The following is a 16,180-nucleotide window of genomic DNA, read 5'->3' on the forward strand; positions in this document are numbered from 1 at the left end:
TTGCGTCCTATCACCTTGCGTCGGCCTTCTGCTTCTGGTAGCAGGAAAGACCAGGTCTCGAGCAAGGGGTCGAGTACATCGAGATCCTGGGAGAAGAGGTGCAGGAACCCGTCCTGGAAGCGCCCGCATCCGAACTCCGTGAATAGTTCCTTATTCATCATTTCATCCAGCATCCGGGCAAAGCGAATGCGCTGTTCGGGTCCTTGATCGCCTTTACCGAAACGCCCCATGAAGGCTTCGCTCAACATGCCTACGACACAAGTATACGAACTGATCGCAAAGGTCTAGACCTTTCAACGCACAACACTTCGCTCCTGATGCATCCGCAACATTATCAGCACTTGGCCACGGCCTATGATATAAACTTCGCGTAAGACCTGAGGAACCTCTAGTCCTAGCAACCAGATGATCAATATGCGACATCACCCGCAGCGACCTATTGGTGGTGGCGAAGGAGATGAACATCAAGAAAGCCGTGGTGATCATCGATGAAGTGCTGTCAGGTGTGACACACTGGAAAAAGTTTGCGAAGAATGCGGAGGTCCATACAAAGCAGATCGCAGCTATCGGTGAGTTGCACTTGGTCATTATCTGTGAGCCCATATCTTAGCGATCATGGAGCGCCCAGCACATCTACCAACCATATCCTTCTTCAAGGACCGACGACCACCGACAGTTGAGGCCCCCTTGGTCGTGTTGATGAGCGCTTGCCTCGGAGGGATACACTGCGGCGTGGATGGCAGCACCAACGGCGACCATGGATCACTGCGCTCATGGCTGGTGCGTCCTGAGGTGCGTCTTGTAAAGTTCTGCCCTGAGGACTTTTCCTTTGGAACACCTCGAATGACACCGGACAGTCATGGCGGCAATGGCTTCGATGTGCTTGATGGCAAAGCGCGATCCTTGGCTGAAGACGGAACAGATTGGACGGACGGAATGGTGAAGGCAGCCTGTGAGATGAGCGACCTGGCGTTGCGCGAAAAAGTGGAGCTGGCTATCCTAATGGATATGAGCGGCGCTTGTGGCAGCACAGTGACCTATCAAGGATCTAGGTTCTCCAATAACAAGGTCTATCAACAAGGCCCTGGCGTTGCTGCGGCAGCGCTGATCCGCGCAGGGATACCCGTGATCTCTCAACGCGATGAACACTCATTACAACTCCTGTTCGATCTTCTGAATGGAACGAGCAGTGCTGAACAAGCGATGGACCATTGGGAGAAGGAATGGTACCAGAGCTATTTCAGGAGCAAAGAAGTGTAGCATGTCCAAACACAAACTCGACCTCCACGACATCTTCAATAAAGGCCAGCAGATCGACCGGGCATTGGATGAAGCCATGGAACACTGTGTGGAACGCCGCATCCCTATCCTGGAGATCATCCCCGGAAAAGGCAGCGGGCAATTGAAGAAGAAGGTGATCCGCTACCTCCAACTGTCACACGTGAAGAAGTTGTACCATCGGATCGATAAGGACAGTGACAATTTCGGGCGGTTGTTCGTCCGTTTCAAACATTGAACGTGATCAGCCCCGGATGATCGTTCCACGCTCTTCGGGGTGACTGATCGGACAATGGCATATGGCGTACTGACAGTCCGTCCGGAAGTCACTTGTGGCGTGCGAATTGTAAACCGATGATGCTCGCGATCGTCAATGCCATTATTGAACGTCGGATCAACTCCCCGCAAATTCCTTTTCCACCTGAATAATGCCAGTCGATACATCCAAGAAAAACACAAGCATGTCATGGAAACAGGCGTTCTGGCAGTTCATCTGGCCGCGCCGTAAGCATGTTGGCGTTGGGTTGGTGCTGATCCTGATCAGCCGCTTGGCGAGCTTGGTACTGCCCGGTGCTTCGAAGTATTTGATCGATGATGTGATCGTGAACAAGGACATGCAGATGCTCTACTGGTTGTTGGGCGCAGTGGTCCTGGCGATCGCAGTGCAGAGCGTTACTTCATTCCTATTGACCAAGTTGCTGAGCGTAGAAGCACAACACATGATCAGTCAGCTGCGCACTGATGTGCAACGCAAGATCCTCTCACTGCCGATCAGCTTTTTCGACAGCACGAAAAGTGGTGCATTGGTCAGCCGGATAATGACCGATGTTGAGGGGGTTCGCAACCTCGTGGGTACCGGATTGGTGCAGCTGGTGGGAGGTACCATTACAGCATTGATCTCCATGGTGCTGCTCTTGCGGATCAGCCCACTGATGACCGTTTACACCTTATTGCCAGTGGGGATCTTTGCATTCGTGGCGATGAAGGCTTTCGCCAAGATCCGTCCGATCTTCAAAACACGTGGAGTGATCAACGCTGAAGTGACCGGAAGACTTACCGAAACGTTGAACGGCGTTCGTGTGATCAAAGGATTCAATGCAGAAGAGCAAGAGAACAGGATCTTTGAGAACGGCGTGGATCGTTTGTTCCAGAATGTAAAGCAAAGCTTGACGGCCACCGCGCTGATCACCAGCAGCAGTGCATTCCTATTGGGACTTGCCAGTGCCGGGATCATGGGCATTGGCGGTTGGCAGATCATTGAAGGTAAGTTGACCATCGGTGAATTCTTGGCGTTCACCTTGTACCTCGGATTCATGATCGCCCCGATCGTGCAGATGAGCAATATCGGCAGTCAACTTACGGAGGCATTTGCTGGGCTGGATCGTACGGAAGAGATCATGAACATGGCAGCCGAAGATCTGGCTGAAGAGCGTCCGATCAAACTGTCCTCGATGAAGGGCGATATCGTTTTCGAGGATGTACACTTCGCCTATGATGAAGGAAAAGAGGTACTACACGGCATTTCGTTCAAGGCTAGCGCAGGTAGTGTTATAGCTCTCGTGGGTAGTTCCGGAAGTGGTAAAACAACCATCGCAAGTTTGGCAGCGAGCTTCTTGAAACCCGCAAAAGGAATGGTAACGATCGATGGGCAGGACCTGAGCAAGGTGAGCCTCGCGAGCTACCGACAATACCTCGGCGTTGTCCTGCAGGACGATTTCCTCTTCGAAGGAACGATACGCGAGAACATTCTTTTTCCGCGACCGCTTGCAACCCAAGAACAACTTGACAAGGCCGTGAAAGCAGCCTACGTAAGCGAATTCACGGATCGTATGGAACTCGGACTTGATACCGTGATCGGTGAACGCGGTGTGAAGCTCAGCGGAGGCCAACGCCAACGTGTAGCCATTGCACGCGCTATGCTGGCAGACCCGAAGATCTTGATCCTCGATGAAGCAACAAGCAACTTGGACACAGAGAGCGAAAGCTTGATCCAGAAAAGCTTGAACGAATTGGTAAAGGACCGAACAACCTTCGTGATCGCTCACCGCTTAAGCACCATCCGCAAGGCAACAGAAATTCTAGTGATCGAACAAGGCCTTATCGCTGAACGTGGAACACATGATGATCTGATCGCTAAGGAAGGACGGTATTACGACCTGTATACGTACCAGTCGAGGATCTAATTCAAGGTGAATAGCGAATGGTGAATGAGATACCAGACGAGGTCAATGTTGAATTGGATCCATCCTATTCACCTATCGCCCATCACCATTCACTGTGTTAAACCCCTTCACTTCCCCGTTTGGCGAACCAGAGGTTATGCTTCGTGCCCTTGTTGCCTTTTGCATGGACCTTAATTTCTTCAACCCGAAAGCCTGCCATACCGAGGCGTTTCGTGAACGGGGCATCTGGATCGGTACTCCAAACAGCGAGGATCCCATTGGGTTTCAAGGCTGCATAGGCTGATCGTAATCCGCGGTGTGAATACAATCGGTTGTTGCTTTTCTGCGTCAAACCTACCGGTCCATTATCCGTGTCAAGCATGATCACATCGTACGTTCCGTTGGATGCTCGGATCAGCTCCAATACATCCACCACCTTCACTTCGGAGCGCGGATCGTTCATTGGGTTTCCGGCGCGTTCGCCCAATGGTCCTTCATTCCACTTTACCACTTCAGGAACAAGCTCGGCGACCACAATTTTGGCATTAGGGCCGGTGTATTTCAGCGCGGCAGCGAGCGTGAATCCCATTCCCAGCCCACCGATCAACACGGTCGCTTCTTTCGAATTCTTTACCTTGTTCAGAGACAATTCTGCAAGTGCATCTTCAGAATCATGCAGCGCAGTACTCATAAGGTCACCTTGGATCCCCACCACTTCGATCGCGAATTCTTCACCGCGTTGATGGAATCGCAACTCGCCTCCGTTGTTGGGAACCTGAGCCGTATCCAGCAATTTATTGATCCGCATTTTCATGAAGAGGGTCGCCCTAGCTTGTGCCAATGGCGGTGCAAGGTGGCGAATAGATATCACTCACGAAAGATCAAAAAGCTATTCGCCGCAAGGTCATTGCGCCTTTTACACGCTCACTTTCATCGTTGCTCAACCAGATCGCATACACGGCAATGAACGCGAATGCCATTTCCGGGATGCCCATGAAAAGAGCAGTAGCGATATGAAAGATCGCGCCGATGATCAATATCGGAACACGTGTCCTACAGAACCAGACCGCTATAGGCAAGAGAAATTGTAACGCAAGAACAGACCACGTGAGCAGCACGGTGATCATCGAAAAATCGGCTAACCAAGCCGGGCCAAATGCACTATCCGAAACTGCGATCCCCACCGCTGTTCCATCCAACCAGCTGGTACCGGTAAGCTTGTAAATACCTGTTACGAAATAGGCAAGGATCAATTGGATCCGGATCATCCAGAAAGCCGAAGTACTTGCGAGTTCATGTAACGCGTTTTCACGACCCAATGACAGAAATATATTCCAGAAAAGCACGTTGGCAACCAGTTGTTGGCCGCCACTTCCGGCCATCCATGCCCGGTCCATTAGGTTGGTGTAGCATAGCCAAACCACTAATGCGCTCCACCACCTAAAAGGACGGAACAGATTGTACAGGCTAAGGATAACCAACAGAACAACTGCCAAATACACCGAACCCTCAGAACCTTTCGCACTGAGAAAATGGGTTACCCAGCCCAACTTTCCGGGCACTGGAAGTGGCGGTGAGATAGGATATAACCACAACCATTCTGCACTGTAAAGCGCGGACAATAAAAACCCGAGCACCCATAAATGGATCGCCTTTTCATAGAACCGTACCGATGTCCACTGCACGTTCATTGACCGGTGGTCTTAAGTTTCGTGATACGCACTGTACGCTCCGTTGGTATTGTGGGATCATCAATGCATTCTTCTCGAAGTTGGAACTCCAGATCACCGATCTCTCGTTCAATATCACCGACCATCCGCTTCATGGCACGGACCATTTCCGGTCTCGGTAAGCTGTCGCGTTGCGCTAATTCCGACTGAATGGATCGTGCGATGGTCTGCGCCATACGGTGCTGCAAATACCCTCTGCCTTGGTCGATCGGGCGGATGTCGCTTTCGTTCAAGATCACTTGAATTGAACACGAACAGTGCGGGGGATCTGGCGCAAAAAGTTGCCATGACTGGTGAAGCAAGGGCCGTACATAAGCGATGGACAATGACCGGAATACGCCCGGAACGAATTGCACGGGCAACGTATACGCTAACAACAGCAACGTATGTAGCCCTACAACAATGATCACAACCCAGCGGTTCCTAAACGACATCGGAACAAGAATACGGCGCGATGGTGGAAAGTGTTTTCAAGATGCGACCTTTGCGACCACGATCAGACCATTGCACAAAACCGATCGGATAGTCAATATGAGCATCCCCGCGAACGACCCAAACCTAAGCTCTTGGATATCTGTACCTGCCAACAGCGACTTTCCTATTCAGAACATCCCCTTTGGAATTGGCAGCTTTAATAGTGATCGGCGTGCCCCCATGACACGGCTCGGTGATCATGTTGTTGACCTCAGCATTCTATTCGAAGCAGGCCTGCTGAATGATCTTGGACTTTCGGTCGGTGCGTTCGATACACCTTCACTCAATGCTCTTTTACGGCTCGGAAAACCAACGATGCGCAACTTGCGCCAGCGATTGAGCGAGCTTTTCCGTGAAGACAACTCTAAACTTCGGGATGATAGCGACCTGCGAGAAGCAGCCGTATTGCCAGTGGATCAAGTGACCATGTACCTGCCCGTGGAGATCGGTGATTACACGGATTTCTTCAGTAGTAAGGAACATGCAACCAACACCGGCACTATGTTCCGCGATCCGGCCAACGCGCTTTTACCCAACTGGCTACATATTCCGGTTGCCTATCATGGCCGTTCCAGCAGCATAATCCCCAGTGGAACTCCCATCCGCAGACCAATGGGCCAAACACGCCCGGACCCCAATGCACCGCCTGTTTTCGGTGCTTCCAAATTGCTCGATTTTGAACTTGAAATGGGCTTCATTACGTTCGATGGACAGCCTTTGGGTGAACGGATCGGCATTGAAGATGCTGAAGACCACATTTTCGGATTGGTCCTGTTCAACGACTGGAGCGCTCGGGATATTCAAGCGTGGGAATATGTTCCGCTCGGGCCTTTCCTCTCTAAGAATTTCGCTAGTAGCATGAGTGCTTGGATAGTAACATTGGATGCATTGGAACCCTTCCGCGTGGAAGGTCCTGCACAGGATCCTGCGCCATTGCCTTACCTCCAGTTCAAGGGCCAACGGTCATTTGATATCGCTTTGGAAATGGCCATTCAACCAAAAGGCGGCAAACCTTCTACCGTATGCAAGAGCAACTTCAAATACATGTACTGGAACATGGCTCAACAGTTGGCTCACCATACGGTGAACGGCTGCAACATCCGTTGTGGCGACCTTTTGGCAAGCGGCACGATCAGTGGCCCTACGCCGGATAGCTACGGAAGTATGCTGGAACTCTCTTGGCGGGGTACCAAGCCCCTAACGCTCGCCGATGGCAGTGAACGCAAGTTCATCCAGGATGGTGATACCGTGATACAACGCGGTCACTGCGAAAAAAATGGTGTGCGGATCGGTTTTGGTTCCGTTGAAACCAAGGTACTTCCTGCAAATTGACAGACGGCCAATTAATATTACCCAACTCTCGAAGACCGTACTGACTCTCCATATCTTTGTTAGGATGATCGATCACCTAGTATTGCTCAATGGATAAGGCAGGCGGTAACACAGTGCCTCAAGTTATTACTAGTGGCACCAAGCCGGTGATCGACCTCGTAGCAGAGAACGAGGAGATACTGCGCAGATACAAAGCCTTGTTACGAAGTATTCGTGGACAACGCACTGCGGAAGAGACGCGCTTGATCCGTAAGGCATTCAACATTGCTGTTGAGGCCCATAAGACCCAGCGGCGCAAGACCGGGGAACCGTATATCTACCACCCGATCGCCGTAGCGAGGATCTGTGCAGAAGAGATCGGTCTGGGAGCTACTAGCGTTGCAGCGGCATTGTTGCATGATACCGTTGAGGATACCGACATCACGTTGGATGATGTAAAGGATCTCTTCGGACCCACCGTTGCGAATATTATTGACGGTCTTACCAAGATCAGCGGCATGCAGTTCCAGACCGGATCCGCACAAGCTGAGAACTTCCGAAAGGTCCTACTCACACTTGCACAGGATGTCCGCGTGATCCTGATCAAACTCGCCGACCGCTTGCATAACATGCGTACGTTGGGGTCAATGGCCCGCGACAAGCAATTGAAGATCGCCAGTGAGACCAGCTACCTGTATGCTCCCTTGGCCCATCGACTTGGTCTGTACAACACTAAAAGTGAATTGGAGGACCTTTCGCTGAAATATACGGAGCCGGAGATCTACGAGGAGATCAGTGGCAAACTTAAAAAGGGCGAAGCTGTCCGTAAACGATTCATCAGCCGATTCATTGTCCCGATCAGACAAGCTTTGCAAGAGGAAGAATTCCCGTTCGTCATCAAAGGCCGGCCTAAGAGCGTTTTCAGCATCTACAATAAGATGTTGAAGAAGCATGTCACATTCGAAGAAGTCTATGATGTATTCGCCATCCGTATTATCATTCAAACAAAACCGGAACTTGAAAAAGCCGATTGTTGGAAGGTCTATTCCATTGTTACTGACTATTATCAGCCGAATCCCGATCGTTTACGGGACTGGGTGAGCATACCGAAGGCGAACGGTTATGAAAGCCTGCACACCACGGTTATGAGCCCTGGTGGAAAATGGGTTGAGGTACAGATCCGTAGTGAACGGATGGACGAGATCGCCGAAATGGGATTGGCCGCGCATTACCGCTACAAGGATGAAGAAGAACATGCGTCAGCACTCGATGCTTGGTTGAACAGGATCCGTGATGTACTTGATGACCCAACATCGGATGCATTGGATTTCGTGAATGATTTCAAACTTGATCTGTTCAGCGATGAGATCGTGGTCTTCACGCCGAATGGGGAGATGCGCAACCTACCTTCCAAGGCTACCGCTCTTGATTTTGCCTATGACATTCACACACAGGTCGGTCGCCAATGCATCGGTGCCAAGGTCAACCACAAATTGGTACCGCTGAGTCAACCATTACGCAGCGGGGATCAAATAGAGATCATAACAAGTAAGAAGCAGCTACCGAAAGAAGATTGGCTTAATTACGTGGTTACTGCGAAAGCTAGACAGCGGATCAAACAATCACTCCGCGATCAGAAAAAGAAGCTCGCCGTTGTTGGAAGGGAAGCCGTGCAAGTGCAATTGCGAGCGTGGGGTGCGAAGGTGAATGCTCCGAACCTTGCCGCACTTGTGGAGTACTACCGAAGCAATTCCGCAATGGACCTGTATTATCAGGTTGCACGTGGTAAGCACGTACTGGAAACAATTGTTGATGTCTCGGTGAGAACCGGAAAGCTGATCCTGCCTAAACGTAAGCGCCCGGATGACGAACGGTCACTTGAAGAAGTCGTTGCGGAAATACGAGGTGAACAACATGGCTCGTTGCTCATTGGTGATGATCTACAAAAGATAGATTACAAATTGTCGTCCTGCTGCAACCCGATAGCCGGTGATGACGTTTTTGGTTTCATCACGTTGGATGAAGGGATCAAGATACATCGCGTTAATTGCCCGAACGCAGTCCAGTTAATGAGCAATTTTGCCTATCGTATCGTTAAGGCTCGTTGGAAAGGAAAGGATACGGTCGAGTTCTTGGCCGGCATCAAATTCAGTGGGATAGATGATGTGGGCCTGGTAAACAAGATAACGACCATTATCAGCCATGAACACAATGTGAATATGCGTGCCATCAGTTTCGAAAGCCATGATGGTATTTTCGAAGGAAAGGTCATGGCATTCGTGCACGACACGGACCATCTGAACTCCTTGATGGATAAGTTGAAACGCGTTCGTGGCGTACGTTCCGTAGAACGAGTTGATCAATAGAAATGCAATATCCCGTGCTTACAAAGGCTTTTGCGAAGCGCCATACCCGGTTTCACGCATGTGGAATATGCGGTTTACATGATTGACCGGAAAATACGGCGTTGTGGATAATTACACCTTACGGGATCGCCTTCGAAAATGTACATTTGACGCATGGTAGTTCCCGAACAGACCGAGAACGTCCGACGCATATTCAGCGACTATTTGGAACAACGGGGGCACCGTAAGACCCCCGAACGCTTCGCTATTCTCACTGAGATCTATGCACATGAAGGTCATTTCGACATTGAGCGATTGTATGGTCGCATGAAGATGAAGAAATACCGCGTAAGCCGAGCGACGCTTTATAATACCATGGACCTTCTAATGGATTGCGAATTGGTGCGCAAGCATCGTTTCACAGGAAACCAAGCCCAATTCGAAAAGGCACATGCTTTCAGCCAACATGATCATGTTATCTGTTCAGCTTGCGGAAAGGTTCAGGAATTCTGCGACCCTCGCATTCAACAGATCCGCAACACCATAAGTGAAGTGATGCAATTCAACGTTCAATACCACGCATTGCAGATCCACGGAGTTTGTGGCGATTGCCAAGCCAAACGACAAAACCTATGACCGTAACAGACCGCACCACTTTCGATATTGCCGTTGCAGAAGAGCAAGGCTGTTCAGTATTCCACCTTAAGGGTCGATTAATGGACCAACAACAGGCCGACCGTTTGATGGGCGCACTGGATGAAGAGCTTGAAAAAGGAAAACACTCCGTGATCCTCGACATGACCGATCTGGCCTATATGAACAGCACCGGCCTGAACATTTTGATCAACGTGCTTACGCGCTCCAGGAATGCTGGCGGTGATACCGTAATAGCAGGAGTTTCCACAAGTGTGAGGCAACTGTTCCTGGTAACCAAGTTGGATTCCGTGTTCACGATAACGAACACAGTGGATGAAGCCGTTGCTAAGATGACCTCTTGAAGTTGGATGATCACACGAATGGACGTACTGCTCGGAGCTCAATGGGGCGACGAAGGAAAAGGTAAAGTGGTTGATGTGATCGCACCGGATTATGATGTGATCGCTCGCTTTCAAGGTGGACCCAATGCTGGTCACACACTGATCTTCGAGGGTCGCAAACATGTATTACACACCATTCCCAGCGGTGTTTTCCGTAAGGGGACGATGAACCTGGTAGGCAACGGTGTTGTGATCGATCCCGTGATATTCTTGAAAGAAGTAAAGGCGCTTGAGGCGATCGGCGTTGATGTGCGCAAGTCTTTGTTGATCTCGCGCCGTGCGCATCTGATCCTCCCAACGCATCGCGCATTGGATGCAGCGAGTGAAGCTGAAAAAGGTTCCGGCAAGATCGGCAGCACGCTCAAGGGGATCGGGCCGACATACATGGATAAGACCGGACGCAATGGCCTCCGCGTTGGAGATCTGGAGCGCAAGGACTTCAAAGAACGCTACACCTTGCTTGTCCGAAAACATGAACGGTTGCTCGGCATGTACGGTCAAGGAACGGAACTTGATCCAGCTGCGGAAGCGGAATGGATGGATTCCATAGAGACCCTGCGCAGTATGACCTTCGTTGATAGCGAGCACTATATTGATGAAGCCATGCGAAATGGCAAACGCGTCCTTGCGGAAGGTGCACAAGGAACTCTGTTGGACATTGATTTTGGTACCTATCCGTTCGTAACCAGTAGCAATACGATCAGTGCTGGCGCTAGCATAGGACTTGGCGTTGCTCCGAATCGAATTGGGAAGATCGTAGGGATCTTCAAAGCCTATTGTACGCGCGTTGGCAGTGGGCCTTTCCCAACGGAACTCGAAGATGCCACGGGTGAACACATCAGAAAAGCGGGCTTTGAATTCGGCAGCACTACTGGTCGTCCTCGCCGTTGTGGATGGTTGGATCTACCCGCTTTGAATTATGCTGTAATGATCAATGGCGTTACGGAACTCGCGATGATGAAATCCGATGTTCTCTGCGGAATGGATAAGGTACTTGTTTGCACTGGTTACAAAGTGAATGGAGCGATCACGCGACGTTTGCCCTACGACCTCACTTCAGGTGTGGAACCCGTTTATGAAGAAGTTGGCGGCTGGCCCAAAAGCACCGCATCCGATCCGATCCCGGCCGAACTTGAACGATACATTAGTATAATTGAAGAAACCGTTGGTGTTCCTGTCAATCTGGTTTCCTTGGGTCCCGACCGCGCAGAAACGATCATGCGTAACTCGATGATCGCACATTGACCAACCATATGGGTTCGCGAAAAAGTTCATCGCGGAAGAACCCGACGGATCCGGGGCCTCTGGTCCCTTTGGATCTACGCACTACGCTATTTGAATTGATCGGTGATGAGTTTCCTGCCTTTGAAAAGGCCATGGGACAGGATCCACCAACCAGCATTCGGCTCAACGCAATGAAACCCTTTGCTCTTGAAGCTGGATCCATTCCGTGGTGCAACACTGGTCGGTATTTGGACACACGTCCCGCATTCACCTTCGACCCATTGTTTCATACCGGCGCGTATTACGTTCAAGAAGCTTCATCCATGTTTTTGGAACAGGCCGTGCGGGCATCGGGTTTGCTGGATATCGATGTATTGGCATTGGACCTTTGCGCTGCTCCAGGTGGAAAAACCACACACCTGCGAAGTTTATTGTCACCCGGTTCATTGCTGGTCGCTAACGAAACTGACGATCATCGCAGATCAGCTTTGAAGGAGAATATTTGGAAATGGGGAGCCAAGAACGTAGTAATCAGCGGAAGCGATCCACGGGACCTGGTCAGAACCCCGAATGCCTTCGAACTGATCCTCGTGGATGCGCCCTGTTCCGGTGAAGGCATGTTCCGAAAGGACAGATTTGCACGTTCCCAGTGGAATCCTGGATTGGTGGACCGCTGCACCGTAGTCCAACAAAGCATACTCGCACAAGCTTGGCGATCATTGGCACCTGGTGGCTCGCTGATCTACAGCACCTGTACTTGGGAGCCGCAAGAGAACGAAGCACAGATCCGAACGCTGATCGATAAAGGCGCCGAATGCATGGATATTCCACTGGACCAAGGTTGGGGGATCGAGCGTAGTTCCTTATTTGGAACGATCGGCTACCGGTTCTATCCGCACTGTACGAATGGCGAAGGGTTCTTCCTGAGCATGGTCCGAAAACCAGGAGAACTGGTATTGCGGGAAGAGGGAAGTAGGCAAAATGATCACGAAGAAGTACGCAATTGGTTGATCGACCCTACAGAGCAATGCTTCACGGAGCAAGAAAATATTCTCTATGGCATTGATGCGAAGTGGCGGAATGTCACCATTGATCTTCAGACGGCCGTGAGAAAACTCTTGCCGGGCATTCCGGTGGCCCAGCTTAAAGGAAATGCTTGGCAACCACATCCAGCTTTGGCACTGAGTGTTCTATTGTCCCCTAAGGCATTTCAAGCCATGGACCTGGAGCGCGATGCGGCCATACGCTATCTACGTGGTGAAGCGCTATCCGCTCAGGGCGCAAGCGACGTTGGTCTTGTTTCATTTCAAGGCCTCCGAATGGGCTGGGTCCAGGGTGCTGGGAATAGATGGAACAATCGTTGGCCAACAACTTGGCGCATACGTACACAACAACCAAAGGCCCCTCCCGTATCTTGGGCCTCGTAGCCGTGATCGAACCATGAACCTAGTTCAAGTGTATAGCATAGCGGAGCGATCAAAGGCTCCGTTATGATCGATAGTTTCCTCGATTGGTTCGAAGAACATAAAGTGGGAGTGATCGGCACGCTCACGGTGCATTCTCTATTTCTGTTCGTTTTCACATTGATGTCCATCCCCCTTGAAAAAGTGGATGAACAAATGGTGGAAATGAACATGGAGGTGCTTACGCCTGAAGAAATGAAGGCCCTTGATGAACAGACCGACCAGCAAGTGAACGGCCCCGTGACCAAAGTGTCGAACCTTACGAGCAACATTACCGCGACGCAGACCTTTCGGACATTCACAACCCCAAGAATGTCAGAAGCTGTGGAGAGCGAGCTAAAGGATCTTGAGACTGCTGAGTTCCAAAGATTGGCTCAAGAGCGAAGAGATCGAGGCGAAGAAGTTGAGATGCCTACGCTGGATCCAAGTAAATTCAATAAGGACCTTTACCGGGAAAAAGCCGCTGAACCGGTGAAGGTCGAAGGTGCTACAACTGTTTGGCACGATCTTCAGGATCGTGTGCGTGAAAATGATGTACCGGGTTACTTGTGCAAAACGCAAGGCCGCGTGGCAATTGCAGTGTCATTGGGCACGGATGGCACGATCAAGAAAGCAGAGTTCGACGCTTCCCGGAGTGCGAATGCCGATGAATGTATGATCGAACATGCGCTCAACAGTTCACGACGTGCACGATTCAATAGCAAGGCTTCTGCTCCCGACCCGCAAAAAGGCACGATCTACTTCCTTTTCTTGGCCCAATAGTGACTAATTGTCACTGGTAGCAAGCGTTTACAGACGTTTTGACGTGTAGATATCGTTGGCATTTCCTTTGTCGAGACCGCACTGTACACAACGTGCAAACAACCAAAAAAACAAAAAAACAATGACGATCACAAAATTCAAGAGTAGGCCAACGTTCGTCTCACCATTCAATGACCTGATGAGCGGACTTTTAAGCAACGATATTGGAAATTTCGTTGGCCGCGACGACATTCAACGCACAACCAATGCTGTCAACATTACCGAGGGCGAAGGCGCATTCGAGCTACAGCTATTGACCCCTGGGTTTTCCAAGGAGGACATTAAGTTGAGCATTGAGAACGATATGCTAACGATCAGTGCTGAAAAGAAGAGCACTGACTTGAAAGAGAACGAACGCTTTACACGTCGGGAATTCAATTTCAACGCTTTCACACGGAGTTTCACACTACCTGAAACGGTGAACGCAGAAGGAATAAAAGCAGAATTGGTGAATGGCGTGCTTCATTTGGAACTGCCCAAGACCGAAAAAGCAAAACCGCGTACACGAGAGATCAGCATTTCTTGATCTTCGGTTCCAGCTTCAAAAAGAACGGCCACACCTAGTTGGCCGTTCTGCATTTCGTATCTTTCGTTCTATAACCCTTGAAAATGTTACGCCATATTACCCCGATACTGCTACTCACCCTACCTTTTTTCTGCTGCGCACAGGAAACCGATGCACCGACCATCGTGAAGAGCGAGGGTATCGAAATGCAGGCGATCACCCCTGATCCGACTCCGGATATGGCTATAGCCCCACCATCTGCGGCAGGTGATTTCGATACGCCTCCATCCCATCCGGATTGCGCAAAAGCCGAAGGCCAAGCCTGTCTGGATCGCACATCAGCTCTGGTCTTGATCAAGATAAAGGAGTCGATGGGTGCTCCTTCACAGGATCTGGCAATACACGGGAACGATGTTGTTTCCATTTCCTTCGGGATCAACCAATTCGGTGATATGAAGGATATTCGCGTCCAAGAGCTTGTGGGTGATAAAGAACTCTACCAAAAGATCATGGTTGCCCTCTATGACCTACCGAAGTTCACTCCGGCGATGAAGGACGAGTCGGCAGTGGGTGCAACAATGCACATCAATTACAGGTACGCCGACCTGTTCGCAAAATAAGTGTGAGACAGGTACACACCACGTGTACTAATTGAAGTAGCGGCTATTCCACGCGTGAGAACTGAATTGACCGAAGAAGGCCAACCAGCCGAACACCGTGAAACTGACCAACACCGTGCTTGTCCAGAAGAACAGGAACAAACGGGGAACTCCCCATGCTGCTAATGCCTCGCTAGAGAATGCCAATGTTATCAGCGCTGCTGCAACCAATACGGTAACCCCCAAATGGACCGGCGTCCTGAATGACCAACCACGCAATTCACGGGTCCAGGATAGATCCTTTCCCCATTTATGGATGAGATAAAAGTTGTCATTACCGATCGGAACGAATAACAGCGGATCCACCTCGCTATCGCATAGCTTGAACCGCTCAGCGGGTGCCATGATCTTAAAGCTCATCAGCGGGTTACTCGTGTTCCGCTCCAATTCACGTATGCCAAGTATGGCTTGCGATGGAATTTCGCCTTTAAAAAGACCCGAATCCAAGAACCGCAACCGGTATTTCACGCAAAGAGCCTTGATCGTGGATAGGTGAAAAACACGGTCCGGATCCGGTTCTCCTATCGTTACGATCCGTTCCTTCCTGCTACTAAGCACCAAGGCGCGAAGGATATCATCGCGTTTTTGTTCCTCGGCCAAAAGATCATGGACCTGGTCCATGAATTCAACTTGCCCCCTTAAGATGCGCTGTAGTCGTTCTTGTTCTGTAGATAGATCCATTGGTCGTGCTCTAGAACGTGATCGAGAACCAGATCAGTATTTCATGTTTCCGGCCATACCATTATTCAGTTTCCTCACCTTGAGATAACTCACGTATATGATCGGGTGCATCGACAGCTACGGACGAGTACACCAGATTGTTCGGATTAAGCAATTTACAAACAGCATTCACCTCAATAGGAGCGCTATACGTCCCTTTCTCCACGACCACGTTCCATACGCCATCGAACGGGATAACGAACCGCACAGGAGACTCTTCAAAGCGCCCACCGTAATACGTATTCGTCTTGCCCATGCGATACGCCTTCAGAGAAGTCCCGCTCATGAACTTTACGCTCGTGGCCACATCGATCTCAACCTCGATGATCTCTTTCCTTTTTGCTTCAAAACTTTGGTGCAGAAATTTCATTGATGCTGGTTTGTTTTGTGTAAAGTTACTATGATCCCAGAAAAAACAATAGTTATTCTACTACGACCCAGATCCGCTTTGGTATCATCCGCCGTACGATA

General features: G+C 50.3%; 18 protein-coding genes. 13 read left to right on the top strand and 5 right to left on the bottom strand.

What is annotated here, in order from left to right:
• The first annotated feature begins 457 nt into the window (after positions 1-457).
• The 4 genes from IPF95_17190 (at position 458) to IPF95_17205 (ending at position 3,461) form a co-directional block, all read left to right on the top strand.
• Positions 458-610 (top strand): hypothetical protein, encoded by a 153-nt coding sequence (locus IPF95_17190; protein ID MBK6476417.1) that lies wholly within the window; start codon positions 458-460, stop codon positions 608-610.
• 5 nt (positions 611-615) lie between these two features.
• Positions 616-1,260, top strand: a complete 645-nt coding sequence (locus IPF95_17195; GenBank protein MBK6476418.1) for a DUF523 domain-containing protein — start codon at positions 616-618, stop codon at positions 1,258-1,260.
• Between the two features lies 1 nt (position 1,261).
• The gene (locus tag IPF95_17200) at positions 1,262-1,516 is read left to right on the top strand and encodes a Smr/MutS family protein (protein MBK6476419.1); all 255 of its coding nucleotides are present in this window, start codon (positions 1,262-1,264) and stop codon (positions 1,514-1,516) included.
• A 223-nt stretch (positions 1,517-1,739) separates the two neighbouring features.
• The gene (locus tag IPF95_17205) at positions 1,740-3,461 is read left to right on the top strand and encodes an ABC transporter ATP-binding protein (GenBank protein MBK6476420.1); all 1,722 of its coding nucleotides are present in this window, start codon (positions 1,740-1,742) and stop codon (positions 3,459-3,461) included.
• A 97-nt stretch (positions 3,462-3,558) separates the two neighbouring features.
• Here IPF95_17205 and IPF95_17210 read toward each other — a convergent pair whose 3' ends face one another.
• The 3 genes from IPF95_17210 to IPF95_17220 all read right to left on the bottom strand — a co-directional run bounded on the left by IPF95_17210 (position 3,559) and on the right by IPF95_17220 (position 5,604).
• Complete coding sequence (locus tag IPF95_17210) at positions 3,559-4,248, bottom strand: hypothetical protein (GenBank protein ID MBK6476421.1); 690 nt, start codon at positions 4,246-4,248, stop codon at positions 3,559-3,561.
• A gap of 73 nt (positions 4,249-4,321) precedes the next feature.
• Positions 4,322-5,131, bottom strand: a complete 810-nt coding sequence (locus IPF95_17215; protein ID MBK6476422.1) for a hypothetical protein — start codon at positions 5,129-5,131, stop codon at positions 4,322-4,324.
• Positions 5,128-5,604, bottom strand: coding sequence for a hypothetical protein (locus IPF95_17220; GenBank protein ID MBK6476423.1), 477 nt, complete (start codon positions 5,602-5,604; stop codon positions 5,128-5,130). Before IPF95_17220 ends, IPF95_17215 begins: the two co-directional genes overlap by 4 nt.
• A gap of 97 nt (positions 5,605-5,701) precedes the next feature.
• Between IPF95_17220 and fahA the strand changes: the two genes are divergently transcribed.
• The 9 genes from fahA to IPF95_17265 all read left to right on the top strand — a co-directional run bounded on the left by fahA (position 5,702) and on the right by IPF95_17265 (position 14,950).
• The gene (fahA, locus tag IPF95_17225; protein MBK6476424.1) at positions 5,702-6,976 is read left to right on the top strand and encodes a fumarylacetoacetase; all 1,275 of its coding nucleotides are present in this window, start codon (positions 5,702-5,704) and stop codon (positions 6,974-6,976) included.
• Positions 6,977-7,065: 89 nt separating this feature from the next.
• A complete protein-coding gene (locus tag IPF95_17230) occupies positions 7,066-9,321 on the top strand; it encodes a bifunctional (p)ppGpp synthetase/guanosine-3',5'-bis(diphosphate) 3'-pyrophosphohydrolase (GenBank protein MBK6476425.1) in 2,256 nt (751 codons plus the stop codon).
• Between the two features lie 153 nt (positions 9,322-9,474).
• Positions 9,475-9,936 carry a transcriptional repressor gene (locus IPF95_17235; GenBank protein ID MBK6476426.1) on the top strand — a complete coding sequence of 154 codons (462 nt, stop codon included), beginning with the start codon at positions 9,475-9,477 and terminating at the stop codon, positions 9,934-9,936.
• Positions 9,933-10,298 (top strand): STAS domain-containing protein, encoded by a 366-nt coding sequence (locus IPF95_17240; GenBank protein ID MBK6476427.1) that lies wholly within the window; start codon positions 9,933-9,935, stop codon positions 10,296-10,298. The genes IPF95_17235 and IPF95_17240 overlap by 4 nt, the downstream gene beginning before the upstream one ends.
• A gap of 6 nt (positions 10,299-10,304) precedes the next feature.
• Positions 10,305-11,582 carry an adenylosuccinate synthase gene (locus IPF95_17245; protein MBK6476428.1) on the top strand — a complete coding sequence of 426 codons (1,278 nt, stop codon included), beginning with the start codon at positions 10,305-10,307 and terminating at the stop codon, positions 11,580-11,582.
• Positions 11,583-11,590: 8 nt separating this feature from the next.
• On the top strand, positions 11,591-12,988 hold the full coding sequence (locus tag IPF95_17250) for an rRNA cytosine-C5-methyltransferase (GenBank protein MBK6476429.1): 1,398 nt from the start codon (positions 11,591-11,593) through the stop codon (positions 12,986-12,988).
• A 63-nt stretch (positions 12,989-13,051) separates the two neighbouring features.
• Positions 13,052-13,786 (top strand): hypothetical protein, encoded by a 735-nt coding sequence (locus tag IPF95_17255; protein ID MBK6476430.1) that lies wholly within the window; start codon positions 13,052-13,054, stop codon positions 13,784-13,786.
• Between the two features lie 121 nt (positions 13,787-13,907).
• The gene (locus IPF95_17260) at positions 13,908-14,351 is read left to right on the top strand and encodes an Hsp20/alpha crystallin family protein (GenBank protein MBK6476431.1); all 444 of its coding nucleotides are present in this window, start codon (positions 13,908-13,910) and stop codon (positions 14,349-14,351) included.
• Positions 14,352-14,434: 83 nt separating this feature from the next.
• Positions 14,435-14,950: a hypothetical protein gene (locus tag IPF95_17265; GenBank protein ID MBK6476432.1), complete on the top strand. Its 516-nt coding sequence runs from the start codon at positions 14,435-14,437 to the stop codon at positions 14,948-14,950.
• A gap of 27 nt (positions 14,951-14,977) precedes the next feature.
• Here IPF95_17265 and IPF95_17270 read toward each other — a convergent pair whose 3' ends face one another.
• Together IPF95_17270 and IPF95_17275 are read right to left on the bottom strand one after the other, a co-directional pair.
• A complete protein-coding gene (locus IPF95_17270) occupies positions 14,978-15,670 on the bottom strand; it encodes a hypothetical protein (GenBank protein MBK6476433.1) in 693 nt (230 codons plus the stop codon).
• Between the two features lie 61 nt (positions 15,671-15,731).
• Complete coding sequence (locus tag IPF95_17275; GenBank protein MBK6476434.1) at positions 15,732-16,079, bottom strand: DUF1883 domain-containing protein; 348 nt, start codon at positions 16,077-16,079, stop codon at positions 15,732-15,734.
• Between the last annotated feature and the right edge of the window lie 101 nt (positions 16,080-16,180).

Source organism: Flavobacteriales bacterium, from assembly GCA_016704485.1.
GTDB lineage: Bacteria > Bacteroidota > Bacteroidia > Flavobacteriales_F > PHOS-HE28 > PHOS-HE28.

What these genes read in the sequence shown, in the direction of transcription:
- IPF95_17215 (MBK6476422.1), bottom strand. Translation starts at nt 5,131, where the DNA reads ATGAACGTGCAGTGGACATCGGTACGGTTCTATGAAAAGGCGATCCAT.
- IPF95_17205 (MBK6476420.1), top strand. Translation starts at nt 1,740, where the DNA reads ATGTCATGGAAACAGGCGTTCTGGCAGTTCATCTGGCCGCGCCGTAAG.
- IPF95_17220 (MBK6476423.1), bottom strand. Translation starts at nt 5,604, where the DNA reads ATGTCGTTTAGGAACCGCTGGGTTGTGATCATTGTTGTAGGGCTACAT.
- IPF95_17230 (MBK6476425.1), top strand. Translation starts at nt 7,066, where the DNA reads ATGGATAAGGCAGGCGGTAACACAGTGCCTCAAGTTATTACTAGTGGC.
- IPF95_17195 (MBK6476418.1), top strand. Translation starts at nt 616, where the DNA reads ATGGAGCGCCCAGCACATCTACCAACCATATCCTTCTTCAAGGACCGA.
- IPF95_17200 (MBK6476419.1), top strand. Translation starts at nt 1,262, where the DNA reads ATGTCCAAACACAAACTCGACCTCCACGACATCTTCAATAAAGGCCAG.
- IPF95_17275 (MBK6476434.1), bottom strand. Translation starts at nt 16,079, where the DNA reads ATGAAATTTCTGCACCAAAGTTTTGAAGCAAAAAGGAAAGAGATCATC.
- IPF95_17190 (MBK6476417.1), top strand. Translation starts at nt 458, where the DNA reads ATGAACATCAAGAAAGCCGTGGTGATCATCGATGAAGTGCTGTCAGGT.
- IPF95_17265 (MBK6476432.1), top strand. Translation starts at nt 14,435, where the DNA reads ATGTTACGCCATATTACCCCGATACTGCTACTCACCCTACCTTTTTTC.
- IPF95_17240 (MBK6476427.1), top strand. Translation starts at nt 9,933, where the DNA reads ATGACCGTAACAGACCGCACCACTTTCGATATTGCCGTTGCAGAAGAG.
- IPF95_17260 (MBK6476431.1), top strand. Translation starts at nt 13,908, where the DNA reads ATGACGATCACAAAATTCAAGAGTAGGCCAACGTTCGTCTCACCATTC.
- IPF95_17245 (MBK6476428.1), top strand. Translation starts at nt 10,305, where the DNA reads ATGATCACACGAATGGACGTACTGCTCGGAGCTCAATGGGGCGACGAA.
- IPF95_17270 (MBK6476433.1), bottom strand. Translation starts at nt 15,670, where the DNA reads ATGGATCTATCTACAGAACAAGAACGACTACAGCGCATCTTAAGGGGG.
- IPF95_17250 (MBK6476429.1), top strand. Translation starts at nt 11,591, where the DNA reads ATGGGTTCGCGAAAAAGTTCATCGCGGAAGAACCCGACGGATCCGGGG.
- IPF95_17235 (MBK6476426.1), top strand. Translation starts at nt 9,475, where the DNA reads ATGGTAGTTCCCGAACAGACCGAGAACGTCCGACGCATATTCAGCGAC.
- fahA (MBK6476424.1), top strand. Translation starts at nt 5,702, where the DNA reads ATGAGCATCCCCGCGAACGACCCAAACCTAAGCTCTTGGATATCTGTA.
- IPF95_17210 (MBK6476421.1), bottom strand. Translation starts at nt 4,248, where the DNA reads ATGCGGATCAATAAATTGCTGGATACGGCTCAGGTTCCCAACAACGGA.
- IPF95_17255 (MBK6476430.1), top strand. Translation starts at nt 13,052, where the DNA reads ATGATCGATAGTTTCCTCGATTGGTTCGAAGAACATAAAGTGGGAGTG.